Annotated in this window: 21 protein-coding genes and 1 tRNA gene; 10 read left to right on the top strand and 12 right to left on the bottom strand. The window is 60.7% G+C overall.

Annotated elements, in window-relative coordinates:
- Positions 1 to 4: 4 nt before the first annotated feature.
- Together socB and J2Y48_RS02155 are read right to left on the bottom strand one after the other, a co-directional pair.
- Entirely contained in the window at positions 5 to 718 is a 714-nt protein-coding gene (socB, locus tag J2Y48_RS02150; RefSeq protein WP_310411997.1) for a type VI toxin-antitoxin system SocB family DNA replication inhibitor toxin, read from the bottom strand.
- Complete coding sequence (locus J2Y48_RS02155; RefSeq protein ID WP_310412000.1) at positions 696 to 1,244, bottom strand: type VI toxin-antitoxin system SocA family antitoxin; 549 nt, start codon at positions 1,242 to 1,244, stop codon at positions 696 to 698. Before J2Y48_RS02155 ends, socB begins: the two co-directional genes overlap by 23 nt.
- Positions 1,245 to 1,853: 609 nt before the next feature.
- Here J2Y48_RS02155 and J2Y48_RS02160 point away from each other — a divergent pair.
- Both J2Y48_RS02160 and J2Y48_RS02165 read left to right on the top strand, forming a co-directional pair.
- Positions 1,854 to 2,546, top strand: a complete 693-nt coding sequence (locus J2Y48_RS02160) for a recombinase family protein (RefSeq protein ID WP_310412005.1) — start codon at positions 1,854 to 1,856, stop codon at positions 2,544 to 2,546.
- Between the two features lie 1,483 nt (positions 2,547 to 4,029).
- Positions 4,030 to 6,387, top strand: coding sequence for a hypothetical protein (locus tag J2Y48_RS02165; protein WP_310412007.1), 2,358 nt, complete (start codon positions 4,030 to 4,032; stop codon positions 6,385 to 6,387).
- Between the two features lie 351 nt (positions 6,388 to 6,738).
- On the opposite strand, the gene J2Y48_RS02170 is transcribed toward J2Y48_RS02165, so the two are convergent.
- Complete coding sequence (locus tag J2Y48_RS02170) at positions 6,739 to 8,028, bottom strand: hypothetical protein (RefSeq protein WP_310412010.1); 1,290 nt, start codon at positions 8,026 to 8,028, stop codon at positions 6,739 to 6,741.
- Between the two features lie 85 nt (positions 8,029 to 8,113).
- Here J2Y48_RS02170 and J2Y48_RS02175 point away from each other — a divergent pair, with 85 nt between their 5' ends.
- On the top strand, positions 8,114 to 8,449 hold the full coding sequence (locus J2Y48_RS02175; protein ID WP_310412701.1) for a Rha family transcriptional regulator: 336 nt from the start codon (positions 8,114 to 8,116) through the stop codon (positions 8,447 to 8,449).
- Here the strand turns inward: J2Y48_RS02175 and J2Y48_RS02180 are convergent.
- The gene (locus tag J2Y48_RS02180) at positions 8,446 to 9,201 is read right to left on the bottom strand and encodes an MltR family transcriptional regulator (protein WP_310412013.1); all 756 of its coding nucleotides are present in this window, start codon (positions 9,199 to 9,201) and stop codon (positions 8,446 to 8,448) included. The two genes, J2Y48_RS02175 and J2Y48_RS02180, sit on opposite strands and share 4 nt — an antisense overlap.
- A 279-nt stretch (positions 9,202 to 9,480) precedes the next feature.
- Here J2Y48_RS02180 and J2Y48_RS02185 point away from each other — a divergent pair, with 279 nt between their 5' ends.
- Positions 9,481 to 9,933 carry a BRO family protein gene (locus tag J2Y48_RS02185; RefSeq protein WP_310412016.1) on the top strand — a complete coding sequence of 151 codons (453 nt, stop codon included), beginning with the start codon at positions 9,481 to 9,483 and terminating at the stop codon, positions 9,931 to 9,933.
- A 641-nt stretch (positions 9,934 to 10,574) separates the two neighbouring features.
- Here the strand turns inward: J2Y48_RS02185 and J2Y48_RS02190 are convergent.
- Positions 10,575 to 10,650, bottom strand: a tRNA-Ala gene (locus J2Y48_RS02190).
- Between the two features lie 147 nt (positions 10,651 to 10,797).
- The gene (locus J2Y48_RS02195; protein ID WP_310412019.1) at positions 10,798 to 11,184 is read right to left on the bottom strand and encodes a TIGR02300 family protein; all 387 of its coding nucleotides are present in this window, start codon (positions 11,182 to 11,184) and stop codon (positions 10,798 to 10,800) included.
- 308 nt (positions 11,185 to 11,492) lie between these two features.
- On the opposite strand from J2Y48_RS02195, the gene aroA reads away from it, so the two are divergent.
- From aroA to rpsA, 4 genes are all read left to right on the top strand, one after another.
- Positions 11,493 to 12,851: a 3-phosphoshikimate 1-carboxyvinyltransferase gene (aroA, locus tag J2Y48_RS02200; RefSeq protein WP_310412023.1), complete on the top strand. Its 1,359-nt coding sequence runs from the start codon at positions 11,493 to 11,495 to the stop codon at positions 12,849 to 12,851.
- A 71-nt stretch (positions 12,852 to 12,922) separates the two neighbouring features.
- A complete protein-coding gene (locus tag J2Y48_RS02205) occupies positions 12,923 to 13,525 on the top strand; it encodes a hypothetical protein (RefSeq protein WP_310412025.1) in 603 nt (200 codons plus the stop codon).
- A gap of 153 nt (positions 13,526 to 13,678) precedes the next feature.
- Entirely contained in the window at positions 13,679 to 14,308 is a 630-nt protein-coding gene (cmk, locus tag J2Y48_RS02210; RefSeq protein ID WP_310412028.1) for a (d)CMP kinase, read from the top strand.
- 117 nt (positions 14,309 to 14,425) lie between these two features.
- Positions 14,426 to 16,132 carry a 30S ribosomal protein S1 gene (gene rpsA, locus J2Y48_RS02215; protein ID WP_310412030.1) on the top strand — a complete coding sequence of 569 codons (1,707 nt, stop codon included), beginning with the start codon at positions 14,426 to 14,428 and terminating at the stop codon, positions 16,130 to 16,132.
- A 95-nt stretch (positions 16,133 to 16,227) separates the two neighbouring features.
- Here rpsA and J2Y48_RS02220 read toward each other — a convergent pair whose 3' ends face one another.
- Positions 16,228 to 17,844 (bottom strand): hypothetical protein, encoded by a 1,617-nt coding sequence (locus tag J2Y48_RS02220; protein WP_310412032.1) that lies wholly within the window; start codon positions 17,842 to 17,844, stop codon positions 16,228 to 16,230.
- A gap of 470 nt (positions 17,845 to 18,314) precedes the next feature.
- On the opposite strand from J2Y48_RS02220, the gene J2Y48_RS02225 reads away from it, so the two are divergent.
- Complete coding sequence (locus J2Y48_RS02225; RefSeq protein ID WP_310412035.1) at positions 18,315 to 18,647, top strand: DUF6665 family protein; 333 nt, start codon at positions 18,315 to 18,317, stop codon at positions 18,645 to 18,647.
- A 35-nt stretch (positions 18,648 to 18,682) separates the two neighbouring features.
- On the opposite strand, the gene J2Y48_RS02230 is transcribed toward J2Y48_RS02225, so the two are convergent.
- Both J2Y48_RS02230 and J2Y48_RS02235 read right to left on the bottom strand, forming a co-directional pair.
- A complete protein-coding gene (locus J2Y48_RS02230; protein WP_310412038.1) occupies positions 18,683 to 19,909 on the bottom strand; it encodes a hypothetical protein in 1,227 nt (408 codons plus the stop codon).
- A 105-nt stretch (positions 19,910 to 20,014) separates the two neighbouring features.
- The gene (locus tag J2Y48_RS02235) at positions 20,015 to 20,641 is read right to left on the bottom strand and encodes a ribonuclease D (RefSeq protein WP_310412040.1); all 627 of its coding nucleotides are present in this window, start codon (positions 20,639 to 20,641) and stop codon (positions 20,015 to 20,017) included.
- A gap of 508 nt (positions 20,642 to 21,149) precedes the next feature.
- On the opposite strand from J2Y48_RS02235, the gene J2Y48_RS02240 reads away from it, so the two are divergent.
- Complete coding sequence (locus J2Y48_RS02240) at positions 21,150 to 22,181, top strand: hydroxyacid dehydrogenase (protein ID WP_310412044.1); 1,032 nt, start codon at positions 21,150 to 21,152, stop codon at positions 22,179 to 22,181.
- A gap of 45 nt (positions 22,182 to 22,226) precedes the next feature.
- Here J2Y48_RS02240 and J2Y48_RS02245 read toward each other — a convergent pair whose 3' ends face one another.
- The 3 genes from J2Y48_RS02245 to J2Y48_RS02255 all read right to left on the bottom strand — a co-directional run bounded on the left by J2Y48_RS02245 (position 22,227) and on the right by J2Y48_RS02255 (position 25,329).
- Positions 22,227 to 22,976: a F0F1 ATP synthase subunit A gene (locus tag J2Y48_RS02245; protein WP_310412047.1), complete on the bottom strand. Its 750-nt coding sequence runs from the start codon at positions 22,974 to 22,976 to the stop codon at positions 22,227 to 22,229.
- Between the two features lie 167 nt (positions 22,977 to 23,143).
- Positions 23,144 to 23,914 (bottom strand): type 1 glutamine amidotransferase, encoded by a 771-nt coding sequence (locus J2Y48_RS02250; RefSeq protein WP_310412049.1) that lies wholly within the window; start codon positions 23,912 to 23,914, stop codon positions 23,144 to 23,146.
- 188 nt (positions 23,915 to 24,102) lie between these two features.
- Complete coding sequence (locus J2Y48_RS02255; RefSeq protein ID WP_310412053.1) at positions 24,103 to 25,329, bottom strand: ROK family transcriptional regulator; 1,227 nt, start codon at positions 25,327 to 25,329, stop codon at positions 24,103 to 24,105.
- Between the last annotated feature and the right edge of the window lie 66 nt (positions 25,330 to 25,395).

Below are 25,395 nucleotides of genomic sequence, written 5' to 3' on the forward strand. Positions count from 1 at the left end.
GGACTTACAAGAGGTCGCCGGTGCCGGTGGGTCTGCGGCGGGTCTCTGCTTCTCGTTCATCTACGACTTCCTGCCAGATGCGATAAGTTGAGGCTACCATCGCCTCCAGCTCATGCAGCGAGTAAAGCTCCATATCGTGGTCGCTGTGGAGCTTGGCGGTTCGGCTGCCGTCGTCATTGTCTGAGAAGCGGATAATGCCGAGGTTGAGTCCTGCGAAGTCTTCGTCGGCGGCGCGGATGCGTTCGTGCATCATGGAGAAGGCGAACCGGCGCCCAAGCTTGCCCAGACCATTCTTGCGTCGAGGGTCGATGAAGATGGCGTAAGGTTTTGCGTCGATGGCTAATACCATGGGAAGCCACAGAGAGACCTTACGCCCGATGCCCATCGCCATAGGGAAGAACTCGTGTTGTCTTCCAGTGATGTTGGATGAAACAGCATAGGCGTGTAGCGCCTTGGCAATCTGCACGTTGTTTCGAAGCTCGTCGCCAGCTTTGCAAGCCCTCATCAGCCGTTCGCTGATTTTGTCCCAAGGCGTTGGCTGCACCGGCGCGAACATGCCGATCTGAAGGTTGAACACATCTCCGAAGCAAGCCCTGACGTGCTTGTAGGAAAACGTCGAGAAGCCGCCCTTCATCCGCTTTAGCGCCGAGCGCTTCAACTCATCCGAGAGCGGCGCAATGCGGGCCAAGTCGGTGTCAGGCAAAAGGGGCATCGTCATGTGGCTCTCCAGATACCGGCTCCAAGCCTACCGAAACCTTATGGAATCGGAATCGCTCGATAATCACATTATCTGGAATCCGCAGCCCAAATGCAACTTCTGTACGTGATTTGTTCACGACATGCGCCCAGGGCGAGTCTTTGGCGTGTGAGAGATCGACCAGCCGCCCTGACGGCATCCGCCCATAGGAGTTCAAAACTTGCTGAACCAAGCCGGTAAGCCGTGCATCATCGGGCAGGGTGAGTTCTCGCGCCTTCCCCGTCAGCGGGTCTTGGCCGGTGGCGCGAAAGCTGATGGGTTCAGAGCCGGCTTCTTTGAACGACCGGTAGGCGGCTGGATGAACTGGGCCGTATTGCCATGCTTCGAAATACCCAGAAACCAACGGCTTCTTGGTTTGAATGAGGTAAATTCCGTGAGCGAAATATAGGAGCTTCTGGAGCGCAAGGTTGGTGATCTTGATATGGAGCCGATCAGCTTCATCAAGCATCAGATTGGCTACAGCCCTCGGGTCGTATCCCTTGCTCATCTCATATGGCTTTCGCCCCTCAATCTGCCTATTTGAAGGCCGCAGTAGGTGATTCTGGTTGACACATGGTAAAGAGAAGGGCTGCGGCGGCGAGGCTTCTCATGGCGGCCTCCGTGGTTTCGGGTTCTATACCATGGCAGGATTCGGCGCTCCACCCCCAGCTATATTTTGCCGGAAATTTCCGAGCCACCCATCAGATAGAAGGCAACCGCGCGAGACCCCCCGCACCCCCTGCCCCGCCTTAGGCGTTCTCCCGGCTATTTCCCCGCGTGGCGTTCGTGCCCTACTGCTCTGGTCCACGGCGCGGTCTCTCGTTCCGCCTCTGGTCAGGCCATGGCTCTTTCTACTTCCGGGGCTTGGGCCGATGCCTCGCCTTCCTGTCGCCACTCGTTCACTGACGCGCTTCTCTTCCTTCCCGTCACCTACCCACCGACCAAGGCCAGACGCTCGTAAAGCGCCTTGACCGCACCAGAAGGATTGCAGGTCTGTAGGCTATAGTCCTCCATGTCCTCTGCAATGTTGACCGAGTTCATTACATTTTACAGGCACAACGAACGTTGACATTTGATAATGACGCTGACATGCTCCTTTCAACACAGGAGATCGGACATGCAACAGTACGTCGTCTACACCCGAGTGAGCACTGAGGCTCAAGGCCGGAGCGGACTTGGGCTGGAAGCTCAGGAGCGGGACATCGACATCTTCCTCGATAAGTTCTCGGACATTCCTTACGAGATCGTCGGGAAGTTCTGTGACGTACAATCGGGAACGGACAGCGAGCGGCCCGAATTGGCCAAGGCGCTTGAACTGGTGCGCAAGACAGGGGCGGAACTGCTAGTTGCCAAGCTAGACCGGCTGAGCCGAAAGGTCTCGTTCATTGCGACCCTGATGGATGACAAGCGGGTCAAACTCCGAGTTGCCCAGATGCCCCAAGCGGACAAGTTCCAGCTTCACATCTATGCGGTGCTTGCTGAACAGGAGCGGACGTTCATATCGGAGAGAACAAAGGCGGCGCTGGCAGTGGCAAAGGTGCGCCATCGTGAAGCGAGAGCAACGAACCCCGGCTTCTCCAAGCGCATTGGTGGTCTCCGCGATGAGACGATGAAGCGCAACGAGGCAATCCAGCAAAAGGCCAACGCCGAGGCCGGGAAGCTCATCAAGGTCATCGGCCCGTTGAGGGCGTCGGGGCAAACCCTAAGCGCCATTGCCGAGACACTGGACAGCATGAACATCCCGACATCACGGGGCGGCAAGTGGACGCCCACGCAGGTATCTCGGGTTCTAGACCGCTGTGATTTCTGATCGCCACCGGCCCTTTCGCTCGCGTCATTTACACACGGCTAGGCTGGTAGCCCAAACCCCTATCACGCGTCCTGAGCGATCTGTGGGCGAACAAGAGCGGGTCCGATCAGGGGCCACATTAGTATTTATTTCTCGACTTCGCTCCTCCCTTGATCGTCTTCATGAAAGGAAAGCCTTGGACGCCTCCAGCCCAATCACTAGCCTCCACCACAGCACCTCGTTGGTTGCAGCCCCGAGCTTCCGTCCGTTCCGCCGCCCTCGTTACTGGTCCGTGGCCTACTTCACCCGAGACGAGGTCTTGAGCCCGGAACGGCAACACGTGTTCCGCTCCCTCAAGCTGAACCGAGCGCGACAGATCGCGAGCAGCAACATGCCACATCGTGCAGAGCGAATGGAGCTTGCCGAGATCAGCCGTCGCGAGTTCCACCGCCGCCGCCGCAGCGCAGGGGCCTCGGTCGAATAGGGACCACACTGGGTAGGGCCCCCGGTTCACACTTAGGTTATACCATGGTTATGTTCATGGTCTTGACCCGGTAGGGCTGGACCCATGGCTGGGAACATGGACGGACCATGGCAGTCTGTGGCTCCCTGAGCAGATAGGGGATGATCTACATCATCTTCCTCTTGGCCAAGGCAGAGACCCAAGCCCCGTCCAGCCTGACCACGGACTGAACCGATCAGGTGGAGCCGTGGCCTCTTCCTCGGGTCGAGACCATGAGCACCACCCGCAGTCGATCCACGGTCCTGCTACGGCTCCCTGCTCGGAAAAAGGAGGTCGAGAAAGACCTCTCCATGCCATGGCCAGACCTAAGGACTGCATAGCCGTAACCGAGGAACGGACCACAGCCCTGACCACAGCACCACCTGAGACAGACCAAAGCCCATCGCCCTGGGCGATCTCTGACAGGTGTGGTCTTCCTTCGCAGGGACGCGCTCCAGTCGCTCCCGGCACCCACCTCCAGCCTGACCCCGAACGCTCGTAAATTGCCCTGACCAAGGCAGAAAGAAAGGCGTTCTGGTGGTCCTTCGTCCATGCCAACACACTCAACAGAAAAGGTATCTGCTCTGCAATCGCAGCAAACTCCTATCATCCATCCGTCGATCACAGTCGAACTGATCGGCTCCTACGTCGCACGTCACGTCGAAAGCGGCCTGACCGTAGACCTGACCTCCAGCCGGAACCGCAGCACGACCAAGGGTCCGCTCTCTCCGCTTTGCCGGAAGCTGATCGAGAACGGCCATGACGCAGCCGGACGGATACACGTCATCCGCAAGGCCTTGGACCGTGATGGGCATATCCCGGTCTTCAAACGGGACCGAACCCTCAAGGCTTGGGCTGGCGTCGATTGTGTTGATAGCCCCACAAGGTCTGCCTACGTCGTGAAGCACAAGCCCTTTCCACGGCAGATGTTCCGACCCGAGCCGCGCCCTACCGCCGCTTCTACCGCACCAGAACAAGCATCAAATTCAGGAGTTCCGCACCATGGCTAATGGCCGAGTTCAAGCGCCCGCGCTGCAAGGTAATCTCACCCTTCGTCCAGCACCGATCCAGTCCGACACGTTCGCCGCCCCGGCTCGACCGGCTCAAGACAATCGCTTGGGTCAGTTGGCTCAGGCGCTTTCCACCTTCTCCACCAGCCTTGGCGGCTATGCGCAGACCATGCAGCCGACCGAAGAGGAAAGGCGGAGGGCCATATACATAGCCGAGCGCCGCATCCATGGCATGACCCGAGAAGAGCAGAATGCCCTTTCCGATGCTGGGCAAATCCCAGTCTACGAGAAGCCTTTCGTCCGTCAGGCAGTACACGCCGTCTTCGGTGGAACCAGAGGCGCGACTTTTGCCGCAGACCTCAAGGAGCGGATGACCACGGACTTCGACTGGAACACTGGCGACCCGGACGCCTTCATCACAAACGAGATCAACGCCTACCTGCAAAACAGCCCGTACCGCGATGATCCAAACTTCGGTGCGAACTTCATGCGCAATGCGGACAGTCTCCGAAGCTGGGCCATAGGCTATGGCCATGATCGAAAGGTAGAGCAGACCGTTACCGATCAGGAACAAGCAGCTTTCGAGTTCATCGACCGTTTCACCCGTGGCCAGCTTGAGGCTGGCACCGACCCGGCTGCGGTCGCCCGGAACCTGTTCGCTCAGTTCCCAGACCTCGGCAAGGACGGCACCCTTGGCGTTGACAACGACCGTCTGGATAACATCGTGCTCAATGTCGCCCGACGCATCGCAGAGGAACAGCCCGAGGGGGCGATGGCATTAGTCAACCACACAAGGAAGGGCCGCGACGGCATGGAGCGCTCCTTTGCCATGGATCGCGACAAGCAGGATACGGTCTTGCAGATCATGGATACCGCGAAGCGAGCTATGGGCCGTCAGTCCGAGGCTCGAACCAGACAACAGCTTGCCGATGCCGACCTTGAGACCTATCGGGGCGGTTCAGCGGATGCATTCCGTGATGTCACTTTCACCACGTCCGATGGGCGCTCAGTGACGGTGACGAAAGAAGACCGGATGAAGGCAGCCGAGGCGTCCTATCTCAATGCGTCGGAGGCGCTTGCGCGGGGCCGTCAGGAAACACCGCAAGAGAAAACCTTTCGGGACCTTCGGGTTGCAAGGATGAACGGACGCAAGCTCCCCTATCTTGAAGAGCGTCTAACGAACATCTCGGACATGGCCACGGTTGATCTCATAGGCGACCCCGACGGCAAGGCGAAGCTGCTCGACAAGCTGCTGACCTATCGCGTCATACGGCAGGAAAGCCCAGGGGCAATCAACGCCTACACTTCCGAGAAAGACCGGGACTTTGCCGAGGCGTTCGTGGATGCCGTGGACTTCCTCGGCAAGTCTGACGATGAAGCTTTGGACTTCGCTATCAAAGTTGCTCAGCCTATCGATGCCTCGGGCCGGGAAAGCCTGTCCAAATATCAGCGGCAGTTGGACGGTGCCGTGAATGACATCGCCAGCAAGAAGGGCTGGTTCGGTATCGACTGGGATAGCGCCCCGGGCAACTACTCCACAGTCAGGACCAAGGTGTCCCAGCTTGCCGAGAAGATGGTCGTGGCTGGGCTCAACCCCGAGGACGCAATCAAGATGGCTGCCATGAGCGTCAAGCAGAGATCGACCGTGCACAACGGCACCGTGCTGTTCCTGCAAGGTCTCGACGTACCCGATAACTTCACCGATCTCGTGGATGAAGCCTTGGCCGAGTTCATCGAGAAGAACCCGAAGGTGGTCCAGCGCTCTGGCCTTGACCCGGAGGAGATGACCATCGTTCCCCTTGGCGGTGATCTGTCGGGTGGACGCTTTGTCATCGCCAGTAAGGAGAACCCAGTCGCAACCCTGCATGACGATAGTGGCAACGTGGCGGTTATCACGTTAGCCGGGCTGAGGCAGGTCTCAGCTCGATTGACCAAGGAGAAGGAGGCTGCAAGTCTCCAGAGCAGCCGTCAGGCATCCTTCGACCATTCCGTCATGCAAAAGGGTCTCGTCTATGCCAGAGACCACGATGGCTCCCTCAACTGGATTGATCCCAAGTCCAGAGAGGTCTTCACCTTCCAGTACACCGAGAAGGACAGCTACCCCATCTGGAAGAAGACCGGCAAACGCTACCGACGAGCGCAAGTTGTCAAGGAAGATGGCAGCTTCGTTCTGAAAGGCTACGAGGCTGGGCGTTGGTGGGGCAGACTACGGGGCTCCGACCTCAAGCAGTACCGCGAGGACATGAAGCAATGGGAGAACGACATCGACAAGGCGGCTGAACGTCGCCGGAAGTTCTGGGGGAATATCCTCCCGAGCGTGAAGGTGGGCAACACGGTCCTGAACGACTAACCAGACAGTGACGGGGCCTCGGGTAGAAACCGGGGCCTCTCCCCTGTTCCGGCACTCCGCTTCCTTATCGGTGTCTCTGTCCAAAGAAAAAGACCACGGTCTCGATCACCGTGGCCTTCATTCTCACCCTCTAGCCAAGGGGGACTCGGGCTAAAGCCTCGGGACTTCCCACTGTTAGCTGAACACTCATTTAGCCACAAGGACCCGCTCCCGCGCCGATCGTTACAGGGGCGGCACCATAGTCGCTAACGGCAGGAACCGCAGCACCCCCAAAGGTCGCTTTGCTGGAAAAAACCGCCGCCACGACCCGACCGTCATCACCGCTGCTGCTGTCGCTGGGCTACTACGGGACTACTCGCTTGCTTGGACCGACGGCACTTTGGGTTTTGACTTGGATGGCTTGATTGCATCGATCGACTTGTTCGCCAGAGCACCCACTTGTTCAGCAAAGTCGGGGACAATCCGAATGGCTTTTTTCACCGCATTTGACGACGCCAGTTCATGCCAAGGGCTGCCGTGGGTCGCGGCTTCCACGAGGCGGAGGGGAAGCTCATCCAGCCGCGTTAAAGCTGACGTTAGGAGTTTCGTCTCCATTTCCTTATCGAACCGTGCAGCCTCACGCCGGAAGCCCTCGTATGCACGGGAGATTGAGGCCTTGTAGGCATAGTCTTCAGCAAGTCGGAACCTCTGACCAATTTGCTTTGTGGCGAGCCACGCGAACCAGACCGGAGCGCCGACCGACAGAATGGACAACAGCAAATTCAGCGCGACAACTGATGGGGGCACGTCTGGTGTTTTGAAGAGCTGCGAGAGTGTGCCCAGCTGCTTTGAGCCAAAATAGCTACCCAACCCAAGCGCTGCCATCAGGCTGGCGATCCAGAACCACATAGACCTCGACAGCTCCCGCGAGCGCTCGCTAAACGCGGCAGCCAGCCCTACACTGGTCGCAGCTGAGTAAGCGGTTTCGCATCGCTGCAACACTGCGTTGGCGTCCTCAACGCTCTTGGCTAGTAGCTTACTCACATCGTCCGCCTGTTCTCGCGCGTCCAAAATCCGTCCTTGATCCTGAGTGGCGGCGCGAACAAGTTCGTCGATCTTTTGCTGTGCTTCCGCCAGCGTCTCCAAGTCTGTCGGAAGCTGATCTGCTGCACCGTGCGCTTTCTCTATCCTCTCAATCATGGTTGACAGCAATACAGTGCGCGGCTGAAGTCCCTTCAATCGAGCTTCCAAGCTGCGAAGCTGACCGGCCAGCACTTTGAGCTTTCTGACCGCTTGAGCATGGCCGTCTTGATTTAGGACGGGGCCGAGCGCCCTGCGAAGTCCAAGCAAGGTGGATTGGTATGCCGGAACAGCCTGAGAAGCGTTTCCCCAAAGCTGCGGTACAGTATGTTGAAGAAGGAATTGAAGACGACGGACGTAGTCCTGGAGACGGGCTTCGTGACTTCCAAGCTCGTCAACGCCCTCAGCATCGATTATATCGATAATTGACTGAGCTTCTTCGATCAATTCGCTGCGAGTAAGCGAAGGGAAGCTCCAATTATTATGAGCAATTCCAAATGGCTCATCGTTTGGAATAGTCGCCTGTACCTGTGCGATAATCTTTGTTAGGCTTTGCTGAATAATCGATAACGTCTGATGCATTTTTTTGCCTCCTGCCCAGTCGTTGTTAGTTCCAACACAAGAGACTACTGTCAATGGGAAATGTCGGCAGAGAACCCAATAGCTACTGACTACCGCCCCGGTCTCCGCCTCTGTCGTCTCCAGCAAAGGAGGCACTGTCGTCGCTAACAGCCGTGACGTTGCAGACTTCTTCGGGAAGGCACACTTCAACGTGCTGCGCGACATCGACGCCCTAATTTTCAGCGGGTCGAGCATTGCCATCAATTTTGAAGCCATTGAGATCGAGACCAAAGTTGGCTTCGGTATCCGCAGGGATCGCGGCTATGACATGACCCGGGACGGCTTCACGCTACTGGCCGTGGGCTTCACCGGAGCCAAGGCGCTCCAGTTCAAGCTCCGCTATATCGAGGCGTACAACGCCATGGAGGGGGCAATGTCCTAGCGAGATTGAACCCGCTTCTGCAGTTCATCGTGCAAAAGCAAGACTTCCTGTCGCCGATCAAGTGGGGCGTTTCTCGCTGTAATCGTTAGGCGGCTCAACCAACGTCGCTCTAACATTAGCAGGAACTTCTTCTTCTCCCCGTCACTAGCCGAGATTGCATCTGCTAGTTCGCTTATCCTCAGTCGCGCCTCATCGATCTGCTCATCAATGTTGCCGGTTTGACCCGCAATAAGGCCATTCCCAATCACAGCCGCACGTAGATTTTTCTTCTCAATCTGAGAGGCAGTTATCTCCAACTCAAGAAGCAGTGACATCACCGAGCTGCGCAGTTTCGCGAGCGGTGTTTCTGGAAACTCCTCCGCCAAATTACTGTAGTTGATGCTCCTGATCCGATCTGAAATGGCTTGATCAGAGAAGGCGACTACTCGCCACGTATGCGAGAAATCGTTTCGGATGATCCGCAAATGCTCTAGGTCTTCAAACTGAGCCTTCGTAACAAGGCCAAGTGCATACGCTGCCTTGACCTTTGCTGACAGCGTCCCGAGAGGCGCATTGAAACCGTCAATCAGTTGGCTGGCGGCATTATTGGGAAGCATGAACGCCCTTAGCAGTTTTGCTAGACTGTCTTCAGCGAAAGCTGCTGCCGCCAACACTAGCCCCTGCTCGTCGAGATCACCGAGACGCCCGGAGAGCGCGTTAATCGCACTCATGCTGTCGTCATGTGGCAGGTCGTGTTTAGCTTTCTTTCCCATCCATTTGCCTCCGAGGCGTGACAGACCTCCCCTATCATTGGAACACTAACTATCGGTAATGCCCCCGCGTCCGAGCTATGCGCCGAGCCGAGCTCCTACCAAGACGGTCAACAACACCACCATCATCCAGCAGCGGTCGGGCGGTGGGTTCATGTCAAGCATGTTCGGGTCGTTCGCTGGGATCGGCACCTACAACTGGCTCTTCAACAACGACGAGCAGCAGCAACAGCAAGCGCCGGTCGCCGTACCGGGCGCAGCGAACTAAGGGGAGGACGAGCGATGAACGACAACAGCGTGAGCCTCTTCAAGTTCAACGAGCGCGACATCCGCGTGGTGAAGATCGACGGGGAGCCATGGTTCGTGACAGTCGACACTCTTACGGCGCTCGGTTACCCTGGAAAGTCGCATGGCATGATAATCAAGAAGCTCAGTGGGTCTGAGACTGCGCTAAATCCGATTGAGACCAAAGGCCGAGGCGGCTCCATACGCCAGCAGAAGGTTCGCATCGTCTCTGAGAGCGGTCTCTACAAGCTGGTCATGCGCTCGGACAAACCCGAGGCAAAGGCGTTCCAGAACTGGGTCACGAAGGTCGTCCTCCCGGCGATCCGCAAGGATGGGGGCTACATCCAGGGCGAGGAGAATGTTCCTTCTGGAGCCATGACCGAAATTAACATTCTGACGGGATACACGTTGCACCCCCGCAAGCATCTCCCTCTGCTAGGCGGTGGATAGGCTGAGGTCTCGGGGCTCTGGGGATTTGGTAAACTTTCACTGCTGCAACTATTGCATATGTGCATTTAATGCATTGATATCTCTGTGTTTTTTTGCATTGACGCGGGTTCTGCTAGCTCCTATCGCATCGGCTGGGCGCTGCCCCGAGACTGATTTGAAAGGAACACGCAAATGCCTCCATCTTCAACGGAAGCCGACATCAGAAGAACTTCACCTGCAAGACTGCCAAGTTTCAGGCGATACCAGAACGCCAAGGTCCCCGATGGCTATGACACTGCTTATGCGTTCTTCTCCCGCAACCATCCCCATGCCTTCGACCTCCTGCCTGATCCCGTGGTTAACATCGCAGCCGACCTGCCGACGCTCCTAAAGATGACGCAAGACGCTGGCCTGTCAGCTATTGAGGTTGAAGCTCCGACAGCGCTGCGGAGGGCGCGGGTCAATTGGACCACAGCTTTCCCGAGGACGATCCTGCGGCGGTTCTATCGGTAGGAGTTACAGGCGTCCCCAGATGCCGCAGGGTGTCAGCATTGACGCGATACGCGTGGGTACGCACTGTGGGTACTTTATTGGGTACGCACTTTTGATATGGCGCTGGTATCTTATTGATATTCTTGAAAGTTTAGCCGAAATAAAAGGATTGGTGGAGCTAAGCGGGATCGAACCGCTGACCTCTTGCATGCCATGCAAGCGCTCTCCCAGCTGAGCTATAGCCCCATCAAGGGTCCGGCAAGGCCGGTTCCGGGATACCGAACCGGGGTTTTCCCCGGCAGGTGCGGCTTCATACTTCCGGTTTCCGAAGATGGCAAGCCGAAAAATCCTTTCCGGCCGGATTTTTTTGATTCCGGCCGGAAAAACAAAATCTTAGGCTTCCTCGTCGTCGCCGGTGACGCCGATGATGCCCGTCATGTCGTTGTCGTCGTCATCCTCGTCCTGCTCGAGGAAGGTGTCGTCCTCGTCGCCCATCTCGACGTCTTCGTCGTCCATATCCGGCAGATCGTTGCCGCCCGCTGCTTCATCATCAGCGTCCTCGAGCGAAACCAGTTCGACGTCCGTGTTCTCGGTATCGACCTCGTTGACCTCTTCGTCCTCATCCTTCTCCAGAACGGCGGCCGCAGAGGTTTCCTCAAAGAAGGAGAGCGGATAGGACTTGCCCGTGTAGGGCGAAACGATCGGATCACGGTTCAGGTCGTAGAATTTACGGCCGGTTTCCGGGTCAATGCGCTTGGTTCCAAGTTCCGGTTTTGCCACAGTCAAAGCCTCTTGAATGGCCGAATATTTCCGGCGAAGCCGGATAACCGGCGGGATGTTCGAGAAAAAGAATTAGCCGGCTCCCATAATCGTCTTGCCCGCCGCTGTCAAAGCCTAAGTTTACAGGGCTTTGCGAGGCCAGCGCGCGCATGAAAAACGGCCATGGCTTTTTCCCAGGCAAGGAGGATGACGCTTCCGGTGCTTTGTGCTAGCAAGCCGCACAACTTCGGTGGGGGATGGCGCCAGGACAATCGCGTTCGCAGATCGGCCGGCCGTCCAGCACGCTCTGAATAGAGGATCTCCGTTCCATGTCGCATGGTGCCCAGCCAAAGCCCGCAACCGCACGCAAGTCATCGACCGCCCTTTCCGGGACCGTCCGCATCCCAGGCGACAAGTCAATCTCGCATCGTGCCTTCATGTTTGGCGGGCTTGCCAGCGGCGAGACGCGGATCACCGGCCTGCTCGAAGGCGAGGACGTGATCAACACCGGCAAGGCCATGCAGGCCATGGGCGCGAAGATCCGCAAAGAGGGCGACACCTGGATCATCAACGGGGTGGGCAACGGCGCGCTGTTGGCACCCGAGGCACCGCTGGACTTCGGCAATGCCGGCACCGGCTGCCGCCTGATGATGGGCCTCGTCGGCGTCTACGACTTCGATTCGACCTTCCTCGGTGACGCCTCGCTGACCAAGCGTCCGATGGGGCGCGTGCTGAACCCGCTGCGCGAGATGGGCGTGCAGGTGAAAGCCGCCGACGGCGACCGTCTGCCGGTGACGCTCCGTGGACCACAAGCGGCAACGCCGATCACCTATCGGGTGCCGATGGCCTCCGCCCAGGTGAAGTCGGCCGTTCTGCTCGCCGGCCTGAACACGCCGGGAATCACCACGGTAATCGAACCGGTGATGACGCGCGACCACACGGAAAAGATGCTGCAGGGTTTTGGTGCGAACCTGACGGTCGAGACGGATGCAAGCGGCGTTCGCACGATCCGCCTGGAAGGCCAGGGCAAGCTGAGCGGCCAGGTGATCGACGTGCCCGGCGACCCCTCCTCCACCGCCTTCCCGCTCGTTGCCGCCCTCCTCGTGCCCGGCTCCGACGTGACCATCGTCAACGTGCTGATGAACCCGACGCGGACCGGGCTGATCCTGACATTGCAGGAGATGGGCGCGAACATCGAAGTCTTGAACGCGCGCCTTGCCGGTGGAGAGGACGTGGCCGACCTGCGCGTGCGCCACTCGGAACTGAAGGGCATCACCGTGCCGGAGGACCGTGCGCCCTCGATGATCGACGAGTACCCGATCCTTGCCGTCGCCGCCGCTTTCGCCGAGGGCACGACGGTGATGAACGGGCTGGAGGAACTGAGGGTCAAGGAAAGCGATCGCCTGTCCGCCGTCGCCGTTGGGCTGACGCTGAACGGCGTGGACTGCGACGAGGGCGAAGCGTCGCTGGTCGTGCGCGGACGTCCCGATGGCAAGGGCCTCGGCAGTGCGTCGGGCGCGGCCGTCGCCACCCACCTCGACCACCGCATCGCCATGAGCTTCCTCGTCATGGGGCTCGCCTCGGAGCACCCGGTGACGGTTGACGACGCGACGATGATCGCGACCAGCTTCCCCGAGTTCATGGGGCTGATGGCGGGGCTGGGTGCGAGGATCGAAAGCAACGCCTAAGATTGCAACCCTCCCGGGAATGAAGCATTAATGCCCGTCAGCTAGGTTTCGCTGAAACCGGAGGACAGAGCATGACGAAGCTCCCCAGCCGCCTTGTGCGCCGTCTCGATGACGGGCGCGTCGTCTATCGCCGGCTCCCGCGGGCGAAGGCGGTAATACTTAGCGAGGCGGATTATCAGGCGGTTGAGACGCTGGGTCAGCGCAAATCGTTGAGCGCCGTGGCAATCGCATTCTCGATGCTCATTTCGTTCCTGCTGTATCGTCAGGGTGTGCTGCCGGCGCCATTTGCAGCTATAAGCGCGGCGGCCGTCTTCTCTCTGTCGTTCCTGGCCGAGGCGGTCTGGGGCAGGCGACAGAACGCAATCCTTGACGCAGCTCCGCTGTTCGAAGGTGAGGGACTAGAACCTGTTCCATCGAGGCTGGATTTGATCCTCTCAGCGCCAACTCTCCTGCTTAGAACGATGGACAATAAAGGGCTTCGCTCAGGTATCATCCTCTTCGGTGGGATCCTGTTCGCATCCTTGTTCGTGCTCTGGAAACAGATCGAGGGCAGCGACCCGACTGTTCCCGACACCCATCCCGTTGCCCTTGTCCTGGCGGCAATCGCTTCCGCCATAGCCTTGCGGGCCCATCTTAAGGAGCGCCAGAGACGGAAGGCAGAGCAGTCACGATAGGTGTTCCCAACCTTGCAGGGTCACCATTCGCCTTGCGATCGCCAAAGCGTCAGAGATGCGCTCACGGCGGCGGATCTACTCATTCGCACTTGGCATCACGGCCCATTCTCCGGTAACACGAAACGTGAAGCGATCCCGAAACAAGGAAATTCAATGACGACGATTGCTATCGACGGTCCAGCGGCTGCCGGCAAGGGCACGTTGTCTCGCCGGATTGCCGAGGTCTATGGCTTTCATCACCTTGATACCGGCCTGACCTATCGCGCCACCGCCAAGGCGCTGCTCGACCGCGGCCTGCCGCTCGACGACGAGGCTGTCGCCGCCGACGTCGCGCGCAAGCTCGACCTTTCCCACCTCGACCGCGGCGTGCTTTCCGCCCACGAGATCGGCGAAGCCGCCTCGAAAATCGCCGTCATGCCGACGGTGCGGCGCGCCCTGGTCGAGGCGCAGCGGGCGTTTGCCCGGCGGCAGCCCGGCACGGTGCTCGACGGGCGCGACATCGGCACCGTCGTCTGCCCCGACGCCACCGTGAAGCTTTTCATAACGGCCTCACCCGAGGTCCGAGCCCGGCGCCGCTACGACGAGATCATCGCCAATGGCGGCACGGCCGACTATGACGCCGTGTACGAGGACGTGCGCCGCCGTGACGAACGCGACATGGGCCGCGCCGACAGCCCGCTGCGCCCCGCGGAAAACGCGCACTTGCTTGACACCTCGGAAATGGATATAGAGGCGGCGTTTTTGGCGGCGAAATCCATCATCGATGCCGCCCTTAAGCACTAGAGCGACAGCCGTCCCCGCGCCGGTTTAGCTTCCCCCTGGGGAAGCGGACGTGCCTCGCTTTTTGTCAACGCTAACCCCCCGGCGCCCGTGCCTTCATTCGGCACACCAGGAGTTTCCATGTCCCAAGCTAATCCCACGCGCGACGATTTCGCAGCCCTCCTGCAGGAATCGTTTGCCACCCACGACCTGGCCGAAGGCTACGTCACCAAGGGCATCATCACCGCCATCGAGAAGGACGTCGCCATCGTCGACGTCGGCCTCAAGGTCGAGGGCCGCATCGCGCTCAAGGAATTCGGCGCCAAGTCCAAGGACGGCACGCTGAAGGTCGGCGACGAAGTCGAAGTCTATGTCGAGCGCATCGAAAACGCTCTCGGCGAGGCTGTTCTGTCGCGCGAGAAGGCTCGCCGCGAAGAGAGCTGGGCCAAGCTCGAAGTCAAGTTCGAAGCTGGCGAGCGCGTCGAAGGCGTCATCTTCAACCAGGTCAAGGGTGGCTTCACCGTCGATCTCGACGGCGCCGTTGCCTTCCTGCCGCGTTCGCAGGTCGACATTCGTCCGATCCGCGACGTCACGCCGCTCATGCACAACCCGCAGCCCTTCGAAATCCTCAAGATGGACAAGCGCCGCGGCAACATCGTTGTATCGCGCCGCACGGTTCTCGAAGAGTCGCGCGCCGAGCAGCGTTCTGAAATCGTTCAGAACCTCGAAGAAGGCCAGGTTGTTGACGGCGTCGTCAAGAACATCACCGATTACGGTGCGTTCGTTGACCTCGGCGGCATCGACGGCCTGCTGCACGTCACCGACATGGCCTGGCGCCGCGTCAACCATCCGTCGGAGATCCTGTCCATCGGCCAGCAGGTCAAGGTTCAGATCATCCGCATCAACCAGGAAACCCACCGCATCTCGCTCGGCATGAAGCAGCTCGAGAGCGATCCGTGGGATGGCATCGGCACGAAGTACCCGACCGGCAAGAAGATCTTCGGCACGGTTACGAACATCACCGACTACGGTGCGTTCGTCGAGCTGGAGCCGGGCATCGAAGGCCTGATCCACATCTCCGAAATGTCCTGGACCAAGAAGAACGTCCACCCCGGCAAGATCCTGTCCACGAGCCAGGAAGTCGATGTGGTCGTTCTCGAAGTCGACCCGACCAAGCGCCGCATCTCGCTCGGCCTCAAGCAGACGCTCGAGAACCCGTGGGAAGCCTTCGCGCACAGCCACCCGGCTGGCACCGAAGTCGAAGGCGAAGTCAAGAACAAGACCGAATTCGGCCTGTTCATTGGTCTCGACGGCGACGTCGACGGCATGGTCCACCTCTCCGACCTCGACTGGAACCGTCCGGGCGAGCAGGTCATCGAGGAGTACAACAAGGGCGACGTCGTCAAGGCTGTCGTTCTCGATGTGGACGTCGACAAGGAGCGCATCTCGCTCGGCATCAAGCAGCTCGGCCGTGACTCGGTCGGCGAAGCTGCCGCTTCCGGCGACCTGCGCAAGAACGCTGTCGTTTCGTGCGAAGTCATCGCCATCAACGATGGCGGCATCGAAGTGAAGCTCGTCGACCACGAGGACATCACCGCGTTTATCCGTCGCGGCGACCTGTCGCGTGACCGCGACGAACAGCGTCCGGAGCGCTTCTCGGTCGGCCAGACCGTCGACGCGCGCGTCCTGAACTTCTCGAAGAAGGATCGCAAGATCCAGCTTTCGATCAAGGCGCTGGAAATCGCCGAAGAGAAGGAAGCCGTCGCACAGTTCGGTTCGTCCGACTCGGGCGCTTCGCTCGGCGACATCCTCGGCGCGGCTCTGAAGAACCGCGGCAACGCGGAATAATCTTCGCGTCAGTCAAAATAAGGAGCCCGCGGAGAGCGATCCCCGCGGGCTTTTTCATGAGTGCCGCACGGGCGAGCGGCTCGCTCCTCTGCCGATCAGGTCCAATAGTCCCCGAGTTTCTGGTAGAAGGCAAAGCCCGGATCGGGTGGACCGGCAAGCTCCTTCATCTTGCGCCTGCGGTCCGCCAGATCGGGATCGGCATCTGCCGGCTCCTCTGCCTGCTGATCGTCGTCGCCTGCTTCTTCATTGCCGTCGTCAGGCTCGTTGTCGTCCGCCGTGTCCGACGTCCCTTCCTCGTTACCCTCCTCGCGACGGAGAGCCTCGCCGCTGTCGAGATCGTCCTGCGCAAGCTGGTGAGGGACGACGGGAAAACCAATTCCCTCCCGCAACGCCAACGGCATGAGCAGCCTTTCCAGTGGTCGATCCAATAGGGGAACTGCATTCGCTGCCGTTCGTGCGAGCTTATCGCCCTGCTCGGTCCTTGGCTGCAACGCCTCGGCGCTCTCTTCCTCGCGCGGTGCGGCGGGCACGGCAGCGGGGCCCGCGTCGGCGCCGGCGCCTTCCGACCGGGATGGCTTGGGGCCTCCCGGCCCGTTCCCACCCGCTCGGTCGGTCGTGCTCGGCTTTGCCTCGAATGTGCGCGGGTCTGGGGCTGAATCGTCAGCGGTATGTTCGGGCAGCGGCGTCTGGTCCACAGCATCCGGTGGCGCCTCCGGCAGTGGCGCCTCCAGCAACAGCCGCAAGACGAGCGCCTCGTCGTCCGTCAGATTGGAAATGATGCCGGCTACCAGTCGCTGCATGCTTTCCTGGGGCGTCCCGCGGGAACTCCCCAATGGATTGGCTTTGCTTGTCAACCGATCGCCCGCAGCGGCGTCGAGCCGTGACTGGCCGTTGCTCATGCGGTTTTCCGGCGCCTTCGCCGCATCAAAGCCTAAACGGGCGCTGTCGTTGCTCCCATGCTGCAAGGCGCCTTGCGTTCCAGCTCCAGCAACGGCGGACGCCTGCATCGACACTCTGGCAGCGGCAGGCGCCATCGTCGGCCCCGGCTCGACACGCGAGCGGCCGTGGCTTGGGCGCGTTTCGCCTCCAGCCTCGAACATCCTGCGCAAAGTCGCCTGCAAGGCCCTGCTGTCGCCTGCACCCGGATTCACTCCGCCGGAGGGCGCATCCCGCCCAAATTTCCGCGACGAGGCCGCAAGCTGCGCCTCCAGGCCGGCAAAGCGCTGATTGAGCCTGCCGGCCGCTCGGTCGACATTCGGCGTGTCGGTGGCGGTGGCAAGCAGCGCCTGCGCCAGCCGCTGCGCGTCCCGGCCTCCGGGATTGCGGATGATCTCCATCAGCACACGTGTTGAAGCAACGGACAGCGCCGTCGTCAGCAGCCGCTCGATCGACGGCCGCATCTCGGCCGGCAGCCGCGAAAGCAAGTTCGCAAGGTGCTTGGCCGGTTCGTTGTCCTTGCCGTCGCGGGGCGGCATCGTTTTCATCGCCGCAAACAGAACGTCGAGCAGTTGATGGGCAACCGCGCCGTTGTCGCCCCTTTGAGCGATCTGGCGCATCATGGCTTCGAGCAGACGAAGAACCACGGCGGCTCGCAGGTTGGCCAGCGCCTCGGCGGAAAGCACCGGGCGTGGCCCGCCCTCGGTGCTCGGTTCCGGCGGCGGATTTGGGACTGTGACTTGTGTCGCCAGGCGCGGCAGCATCACTTCCTCCATCCGGCATCTTCTGCGCGCCGCCATCCGACTGGCACGATGCCTCTCTCCAACGATCCATGGTCAAACTGGGAGGGCATCATGCGCGCCCATCAGGTTCCGACTGGCTGGCGGCCCGCGCGGCGAGGGCCCTGCAAGTACGCGCGGCAAATCGTGGCCGCGGATGCAAGATCTGACGATGCACGCACCGACAGCGATCGGTTCGCCGATCTCCTGCCGGGATGTCGCGCAAGACAATCAATGGGCCAAGCTTCTCATCATATGGTTAACAACTGGTAAAATCGGCTCTGCCAGACGTTACAGGCGGGGGCCGCGCTGGCGGACTCCGAAATGCAGGGCATCGCCCAAGGGAGCGGAAACGAGCTCTGGCCGGGACCATCAGCGCGCAAAATCGCGATGCTTTTTTGGCTTGCACATCGTCCTGCCATTTCCGATCTTCACGATATGCCTGGCCAGCATCATTGGAGGTCCCAATGTCCGTACGCCCGCCGCAATCGCTTGCCCGACCGACGTTCTCCGGTTTCAACGTGCTCGAATACGAGTTGATGGCCGAACGCGCCGACGCGCTTGGCCGCCACGGGCTCAAGGTCGAAAAGGTACTGGAGCGGTTGAAGGTGGATGCCGGGCCCGGGTGCGAGCCGAAATTGCGCGAGGACCTGTTGGACTCGGCGGCGGATGCCGTCTGGGCCTTCTTCATCCAGCGCGAGATCTGTGGCCTGCGCGACCAGCGCGACATCATCCGCCGCTACGAGATCCCGAAAGCGGTCCTCGCGCGGGTCGGGATCGTGCGCAAAAGTGGGCCGTAGGGAACGGGCTCAATCAGCGCGCATGACGGCCTGGTTCAGGCGGCCTTGCGTCTCAGCAGGTCGTAAATCCCGATATCGTCGACGGGCAGCACCAGCACATTGTTTTGATCGATGGTCTCGGATAGCTGCAGGATGTCACGCATCTCGTTTTCCGCTTGCGCGCCCGGCGCAGCGTTCGACAGGTTCCCCGCAATGTTCTCGGCCGAAGCGTTACCACTGTTGGTTGCGTCATCATTGTCCGCTTCGTGCCTGACCGCTTGGGATGCAAGGACCTGGATGACCTGCAGGCTGCCGTCGATGGATGTCGTTGTGTCACCAGTGCTCTCAACCTCATCGAGGTGATCCTTCACGGCGACCTGCTGTTCGCGGACGTCATCCAGCTTCTCGGCGTTTTCGAGATTCTGGATGTCCTGCTTGCGCTCCGCCTTTGTCTCGGCGTCCTCGACCCTGCCCGGTTCGGATCTCGTATCGCGCTCCTTCAGTTCCTCGACGGTCTTCGGATCCGCGACATCCTCAAGACGCTGAAGCACCTTGCGCATCTCCCGCGTCATCGACTTGTCCTCTTCGGCCTTCTCTGCCAGCGCCGCCTTTACCTTCCGGGCCGCCTCGCCCCAGGGATTGGCTATCGCGTCGATGACGTCCTGCGCCTTCAGGCCAAGCTCCTTTAGACCGGTCTTCTCTTCGAGGCGATCGACGTTCTCAGGCAAGGTGGCACGCACTGACATCAGCGCGGCGGAGATCTGTTCACCGAAGTCCTTCTCCTCTCCGGTCAAGCCTGCTTCCTTGGCAATGCGCGCGGCCATTTGCGACGCGGGGTCGGCGCCCGTCGTTGCCGTGCCATTGAGGATGGCGATGACATCGTCTTCGGGAACACCCAGCGATTTCAGCGAAATCTTGACGGGCTTTCCAAGCGAATCGGCTTTCTGGTACTCCAGCATGGCCACAGCATCACTGAGCCGTTGTGCAAAGGCTTTGCTCGATTCGTCATGTCCCTGCGACAGTCCCACTGCCGACGCGAAGCGTGCGATCAGGGTCGCCATCGGATCTGGATCGCCCTTCATCGCGCCAAAGAAATGGGCGTTGATCTTTTCGTTCGCCGCCGCCGAGACCGGATCGGCGTGTGTTCCGACGATCCTGTCGTTCTTGTCCTTGCCCGCGGCCTTGTCCTCGGCCTCCTTCCGCCGTGCCTCGACGTCTTCGAGCATCGAGCGAAGCTGGTCGGTCGCAAATTGGCCGTTTGACTGTTGAAGCGGCGGGAGCATGCAATTGTCCTGATTGCAAAATCGATAGACTCTGCAGCCGAGGATAAAGAGGCGTGGTTAAGCCGGTATTACCCGGATACCCGCAGTATTCGGGACACCAGTTCTTCAGCTGTGGGCGAAGATATCGGTTTCTTCCCAGCCGAGCAGATCAAGCTTGGCCCGCGTCGGCAGGAAGGCGAAGCAGGCCTCGGCATGTTGCAGCCTGCCGTCGCGTACGAGCCGCGCCATGAGCTTGTCGCGCAGCGCATGCAGGTGCAGCACGTCGGACGCGGCATATTCGAGCTGCGCCTGCGACAGCGTTTCCGCAGCCCAATCGGAGGATTGCTGCTGCTTGGAGATGTCGATTTCGAGAAGTTCCTTCAGATTGTCCTTCAGCCCGTGCCGGTCGGTGTAGGTCCGCGTCAGCCGCGAGGCGATCTTTGTGCAGAACACGGGCGAACAGGTCACGCCGAAGGTGTGAAACAGCACGGCGATGTCGAAACGGCCATAGTGAAAGATCTTCTGGCGGGACGGGTCGCTCAGCATCGCGACGAGATTGGGGGCGCGCGTCTGGCCGGCGGCAATCTTGATGACGTCGGCCGTTCCGTCCCCAGGCGAGAGCTGGACAACGCAGAGCCGGTCGCGGCGCGGGATCAGACCGAGCGTCTCGGTGTCGATCGCGATCGCACCGGTGTAGCGCGCCGCATCCGCCGCCGGGATGTCGCCCTCGTGATATCGTATTGCATTTGCCATCGAAGACCCCACATGAAACCGCACAAACTTTGAGTGCGCTATATCGCATGTTTAGCCGTCGGGGTACTCCAAAGCGGCGATATGGCGCGCCGATCAGAAGACCGACCATGAACAAGCCCTTTAGACACCGCACTTTGAGCTGCCTCCTCGCTCTTTTTCTCTCGGCGCTCCCGCCAATGGCTTTTGGGCAGCCGCTGGGTGCATTTACCGTCGACGGTGGAAGTGAGCCATTCACCGACCTTCCCGGCGTCAAAAGCCCGGACGACGCGGCCCAAAAGGACGAGGTGGTTTGCACGCGAGGTTACGAAGAGACTGAGCCGCGTCGGTGGGGTGAATTAAAGCAGCCGGTCTACACATGCACGCAGAACGGCCGGACTTTTACCAGCCGCAACCCGCCCCCTTCGCGCGAACGTGATCTGCGGGGTATCGGCTGGTAGCCTGACACGCGGCAAGTCCGTATTATCGGGCGCTCAGAAAGAGTAGCAATTGACGAGCGGGGGGGGAAGCCATGACCGACACGACCAAACCACTGGTAATCAGCGCGCCCGCGCCGCGAACACTCGATCTGATCTTCACACCCGAAGCACTTGGACGCCTCAAAACAAACTACCGGATTGTCGAGGCAGATCCCGAAAACATCGGCAGGCTCGACGACTCCATTCTTTCCGAGGCACGCTACATCCTCGGCCAGCCGCCGCTCTCGGCAGAGACGCTTGGCCGGATGCCTGAGTTGCGCTGCATCCTCAATGTCGAGAGCAATCTCATCAGCAACATGCCCTACGACATTCTGTTTTCTCGTGGGATACACGTGGTGACGACCGGGCAGGTTTTTGCCGAACCCGTCGCCGAACTCGGTCTCGCCCTGGCACTCAACCTTGCCCGCGATGTCATCGATGCCGATCTCGATTTTCGCGAGGGACGCGAACGCTGGGGTGGCGAAGGCAATGCCGGCGCACGCCTTGTTTCCGGTGCCGACATCGGCATCATCGGTTTCGGCGACCTTGGGAAGGCGCTGAACCGTGTCCTGTCGGGCTTCCACGCCCGCATCCGCGTCTTCGACCCCTGGATGCCGCCGTCGATCCTGAGGGAAGCCGGCGTCGAACCCACCTCGCTCGACACCGTTCTGTCGGAGAGCGATTTCGTCTTCGTCGTCGCCGCCGTGACCAGCGAGAACAAGGGCTTTCTCGGCGCCGAAGCCTTTGCGCGGATGCGAAAGGGGGCGGCCTTCATCCTGCTCAGCCGCGCCGACGTCGTCGATTTCGACGCCCTGATCGCGGCCGTCGAGAGCGGCCGGATCGTCGCTGCGAGCGACGTCTACCCGCAGGAACCGCTTGCGGCGGATCACCCGGTCCGACGGCTCAAGGGCTTCATCCGGTCGGCCCATCGGGCCGGCGCGCTCGACAGCGCCTTCAAGAAGATGGGCGAAATGGTGCTCGAGGACATGGATCTGATGGACCGCGGTCTTCCGCCCATGCGCTGCAAGCGGGCCGAGCGGGAGACCGTATCACGCATGCGCTCCAAGCCGGTGAGCGTGAACTGATACGAACCGCTCCGCCGGCTCGGGGTCACTGCGGCCAGTTACACCCTAGTGCCCGGGGTGCAGCGCGTCGCTCAGATACATGCAGGTGAGCATGGTGAAGATATAGGCCTGGATCACGGCCATCAGCAGTTCGAGGCCAGTAAGGGCAACCGTCATGGCGAGCGGTGCGATCGCAGACAGCATGCCGAGCGATCCCAGACTTCCAAGGCCGACGACGAACCCCGCAAACACCTTCAGCGTGATATGGCCGGACAGCATGACGGCGAAAAGACGCACGGAGTGGCTGACCGGCCGCGAGAGGTAGGAGATCACCTCGATCGGAACGATGAGCGGCGCCAGGACGATCGGAACGCCGGAGGGCAGGAAGAGGCGAAAGAAGCCAATACCGTGGCGGACCACCCCGCAGATAGTCACCGTGAGAAAGACCAGCATCGCAAGCGCGAAGGTGACGATGATGTGGCTCGTCACCGTGAAGGCGAACGGAAACATGCCGATCAGATTCGCCGTCAGGATGAACATGAAGAGCGAAAAGACCAGCGGAAAGAAGCGCGCTCCGGCTTCTCCGGCGTTCTCCCGCAGCGTTTTGGCAACGAATTCGTAGAGGAGTTCGCTCGCGGATTGCCAACGATCGGGCACCAGCAGACGGCGGCTCGTCGTGAGCACCAGAAACAGGCTGGCGGCGACAACGGTAAGCACCATGTAGGCCGCGGAATTGGTGAAATCGATATCAATCGCGCCGAACTCGGCAACGTCGAAGAGTGATTTGATTTCGAATTGTTCGATTGGCCCCGCCATCATCGACCCCTTGGTTGGTGGGGCCGTCCCCGACGAAGCGCAGCGGCATAGGTCGTCCTACGCAGGGTCCCGGGTACTACGGCGCCGGATGCTGATCAACCTGCTGCGACAAAATGACCGAAGGCCTCCATCGCCCCTTCTCCCGCCCGGGCACCGAAGCGGACCGCCTAAGGGTCCGGCGGAGGACCTCCTGTCGATCCTGTAACGGCAGCCTCGTCACCAGCAACAGCCATCCCCGCCTCGATCGTCGCGACCCAGGCGCGCGCGATCGCGAGCCCCGCAGCGTCGGCGTCCGGTCCATGGGCGGCGGCAAGCTCATCGTGACGCTCAAGCCACCCGGGCGAGGTGCGCTCGATCTGATCGGGAAAGACGTCGCGCCAGTGCTTGGCAACGCTTCGGTCGACCTCGAAATGAAACTGCGTCCCGTAAGCCGCGCGGCCGAGGCGAAACGCCTGGTTGGCAGCGATCGCATTGTGCGCCAGATGCGTTGCCCCAGCGGGCAGCGTGAAGGTATCGCTATGCCATTGGAAGATTGGGAACGTACCACCGACCGATGCCAGCAGCGGGTCAGTGAGCCCCTCGTCCGTGGGATGGATGTCGCACCAGCCGAACTCCGCTGCCACGCCGATCAGGTTTGTTGCACCGTAGCCACGCGCCAACAATTGACTGCCGAGGCAGACCCCCAGGACCGACTTTCCGGCGTCCCCGTATTGGCGCATCAATGCCGCCAGATCGGGCAGATAGGGGTGCTTCTCATCATCGATCGCCGATTGCGGCCCGCCCATCACGACGAGGGCATCGTGACCGACTTCACCCTCCGGCAGGGCCTCCCCGGCATGGGGCCGGCACAGCACGATCTCGGCCCCAGCCTCCCTGAGCGCCGTCTCGACCTGCCCGAGGACCGTCACCCTGTCATTTTCGACGACAAGCACCCGCATCAAACAATTCTCCTTGTCCGTGAACACGTGCAAGGAAGCACGGGCCGGCGGTCGTTTCAAGGACGCACAAAATTGCCCGGCTGCATTCGCAGCCGGGCAAGGCGGGGAGGATATCGAAGGCAAGGCGAACATGCCATGGGATCCGCGGCCTGGCTGTTCCCTGCGGAACAGCCTCTACCCCGTCGATATCAGGCGGTTTCCTTGAAGAGGACGTTCTGGTCGAGCAGGTAGCGGGCAAACAGCGGCAGGCTGGCGGCACCGATGGTTCGCGCCTGACTGCCGGCCTCGCCCTCGAGTATTTCGGGCATGATCACGCCCTGCAGATCGTGCCGGTCGAGTGCGGCGCGGGTGGCGATCACGATCCGCTGCCGCACCCAGGCCGGAAAGCCGCCGTCGATCACCGCCGCCGAAAAGTCGATGACGGAGGCCGCCGCGACGAGCGCCTGGGCGAGTGCCGCGGCAGTATCCTGGATCCAGGTTTCAAGCAGCTCGCCGAAATCGATCCAATCGTCCGGCGAATACCACAACGGTCTCGGGTCGATGCCGCGGGCACGCAAATGATTCTCCAGCACGAAGATCGAGGCGATCTTCAGTAGCTGCACCGTCCTTCCATCCCTGCCCTGCACGGGCAGCGGGCCGATGGCGCCAGCCGTTCCGGTGCGGCCGGAAAAGAGTGCCGAATTGAGCACGACGCCGCCCCCGATGAAGGAACCGATGAAGAAGTAGATGAAATCGGGATAGCGCTGGCCCAGGCCGAAGACGAGTTCCGCGGCGCAGGCGCTGGTCGCATCGTTCTGAAGGAAAACCGGGTGACCGACGCGACGGGCGACCTCCCGCTGCAGGTCGACGCCGCGCCAGCGATCCATATCAAACTGCGGCGCGCCGACCTCTGCGGCCCAGTTCCACAGCTCGAACGGCGTCGCAATGCCGATGCCGGCGATGCGCTGACGCTGCTCATCGGTGAGTTGCCCTTCCAGTTCGGCAATGCCATCGATGATGAACGACAGAATGTCGTCCGGCATGGGATAGGCGTAGATGCGGCGGACCTGCAGCCGGACCTGGCCGACGAAATCCATGACGGCGAGCTCGGCGCTGCGTCGCCCGATCTTGACCCCAAAGGAATAGACCGCGTCCGGGTTGAGCCGCATGGGGATCGACGGCTGGCCGACTTTGCCGCGCGTGGGCTCGCCACGGATCAGCAATCCATCGGCCTCGAGCGCGCGCATGATGACCGTGACGGTCTGGGCAGAGAGACCGCTGCGGCGGGCAATTTCAGCCTTGGACAGTTCGCCGTGCCGGCGCACCAGCGACATGACGAGCCGTTCGTTGTAGGCCCGCACGCGCACCTGGTTCGACCCGCCGGACGGATCAAGAATCACCGCCGGCGAGATCGCCGGTGCGGTTGTCTCAGCCATGCAGGTCTCCTCCCGAAATCCGGCAAGGGATTCAATTCGAGTCTTCTGCGCCATCCCCAAATTCCC

This window comes from Mycoplana sp. BE70 (genome assembly GCF_031455855.1).
Taxonomy (GTDB): Bacteria; Pseudomonadota; Alphaproteobacteria; order Rhizobiales; family Rhizobiaceae; genus Mycoplana.

Coding starts and splice junctions, on each gene's coding strand:
- J2Y48_RS02205 (WP_310412025.1), top strand. CDS start 12,923: ATGACGAAGCTCCCCAGCCGCCTTGTGCGCCGTCTCGATGACGGGCGC.
- rpsA (WP_310412030.1), top strand. CDS start 14,426: ATGTCCCAAGCTAATCCCACGCGCGACGATTTCGCAGCCCTCCTGCAG.
- J2Y48_RS02155 (WP_310412000.1), bottom strand. CDS start 1,244: ATGAGCAAGGGATACGACCCGAGGGCTGTAGCCAATCTGATGCTTGAT.
- J2Y48_RS02220 (WP_310412032.1), bottom strand. CDS start 17,844: ATGGAGGAAGTGATGCTGCCGCGCCTGGCGACACAAGTCACAGTCCCA.
- J2Y48_RS02250 (WP_310412049.1), bottom strand. CDS start 23,914: ATGCGGGTGCTTGTCGTCGAAAATGACAGGGTGACGGTCCTCGGGCAG.
- J2Y48_RS02170 (WP_310412010.1), bottom strand. CDS start 8,028: ATGCATCAGACGTTATCGATTATTCAGCAAAGCCTAACAAAGATTATC.
- J2Y48_RS02160 (WP_310412005.1), top strand. CDS start 1,854: ATGCAACAGTACGTCGTCTACACCCGAGTGAGCACTGAGGCTCAAGGC.
- J2Y48_RS02255 (WP_310412053.1), bottom strand. CDS start 25,329: ATGGCTGAGACAACCGCACCGGCGATCTCGCCGGCGGTGATTCTTGAT.
- J2Y48_RS02225 (WP_310412035.1), top strand. CDS start 18,315: ATGTCCGTACGCCCGCCGCAATCGCTTGCCCGACCGACGTTCTCCGGT.
- J2Y48_RS02180 (WP_310412013.1), bottom strand. CDS start 9,201: ATGGGAAAGAAAGCTAAACACGACCTGCCACATGACGACAGCATGAGT.
- aroA (WP_310412023.1), top strand. CDS start 11,493: ATGTCGCATGGTGCCCAGCCAAAGCCCGCAACCGCACGCAAGTCATCG.
- J2Y48_RS02235 (WP_310412040.1), bottom strand. CDS start 20,641: ATGGCAAATGCAATACGATATCACGAGGGCGACATCCCGGCGGCGGAT.
- J2Y48_RS02245 (WP_310412047.1), bottom strand. CDS start 22,976: ATGGCGGGGCCAATCGAACAATTCGAAATCAAATCACTCTTCGACGTT.
- J2Y48_RS02165 (WP_310412007.1), top strand. CDS start 4,030: ATGGCTAATGGCCGAGTTCAAGCGCCCGCGCTGCAAGGTAATCTCACC.
- cmk (WP_310412028.1), top strand. CDS start 13,679: ATGACGACGATTGCTATCGACGGTCCAGCGGCTGCCGGCAAGGGCACG.
- socB (WP_310411997.1), bottom strand. CDS start 718: ATGACGATGCCCCTTTTGCCTGACACCGACTTGGCCCGCATTGCGCCG.
- J2Y48_RS02230 (WP_310412038.1), bottom strand. CDS start 19,909: ATGCTCCCGCCGCTTCAACAGTCAAACGGCCAATTTGCGACCGACCAG.
- J2Y48_RS02240 (WP_310412044.1), top strand. CDS start 21,150: ATGACCGACACGACCAAACCACTGGTAATCAGCGCGCCCGCGCCGCGA.
- J2Y48_RS02185 (WP_310412016.1), top strand. CDS start 9,481: ATGAACGACAACAGCGTGAGCCTCTTCAAGTTCAACGAGCGCGACATC.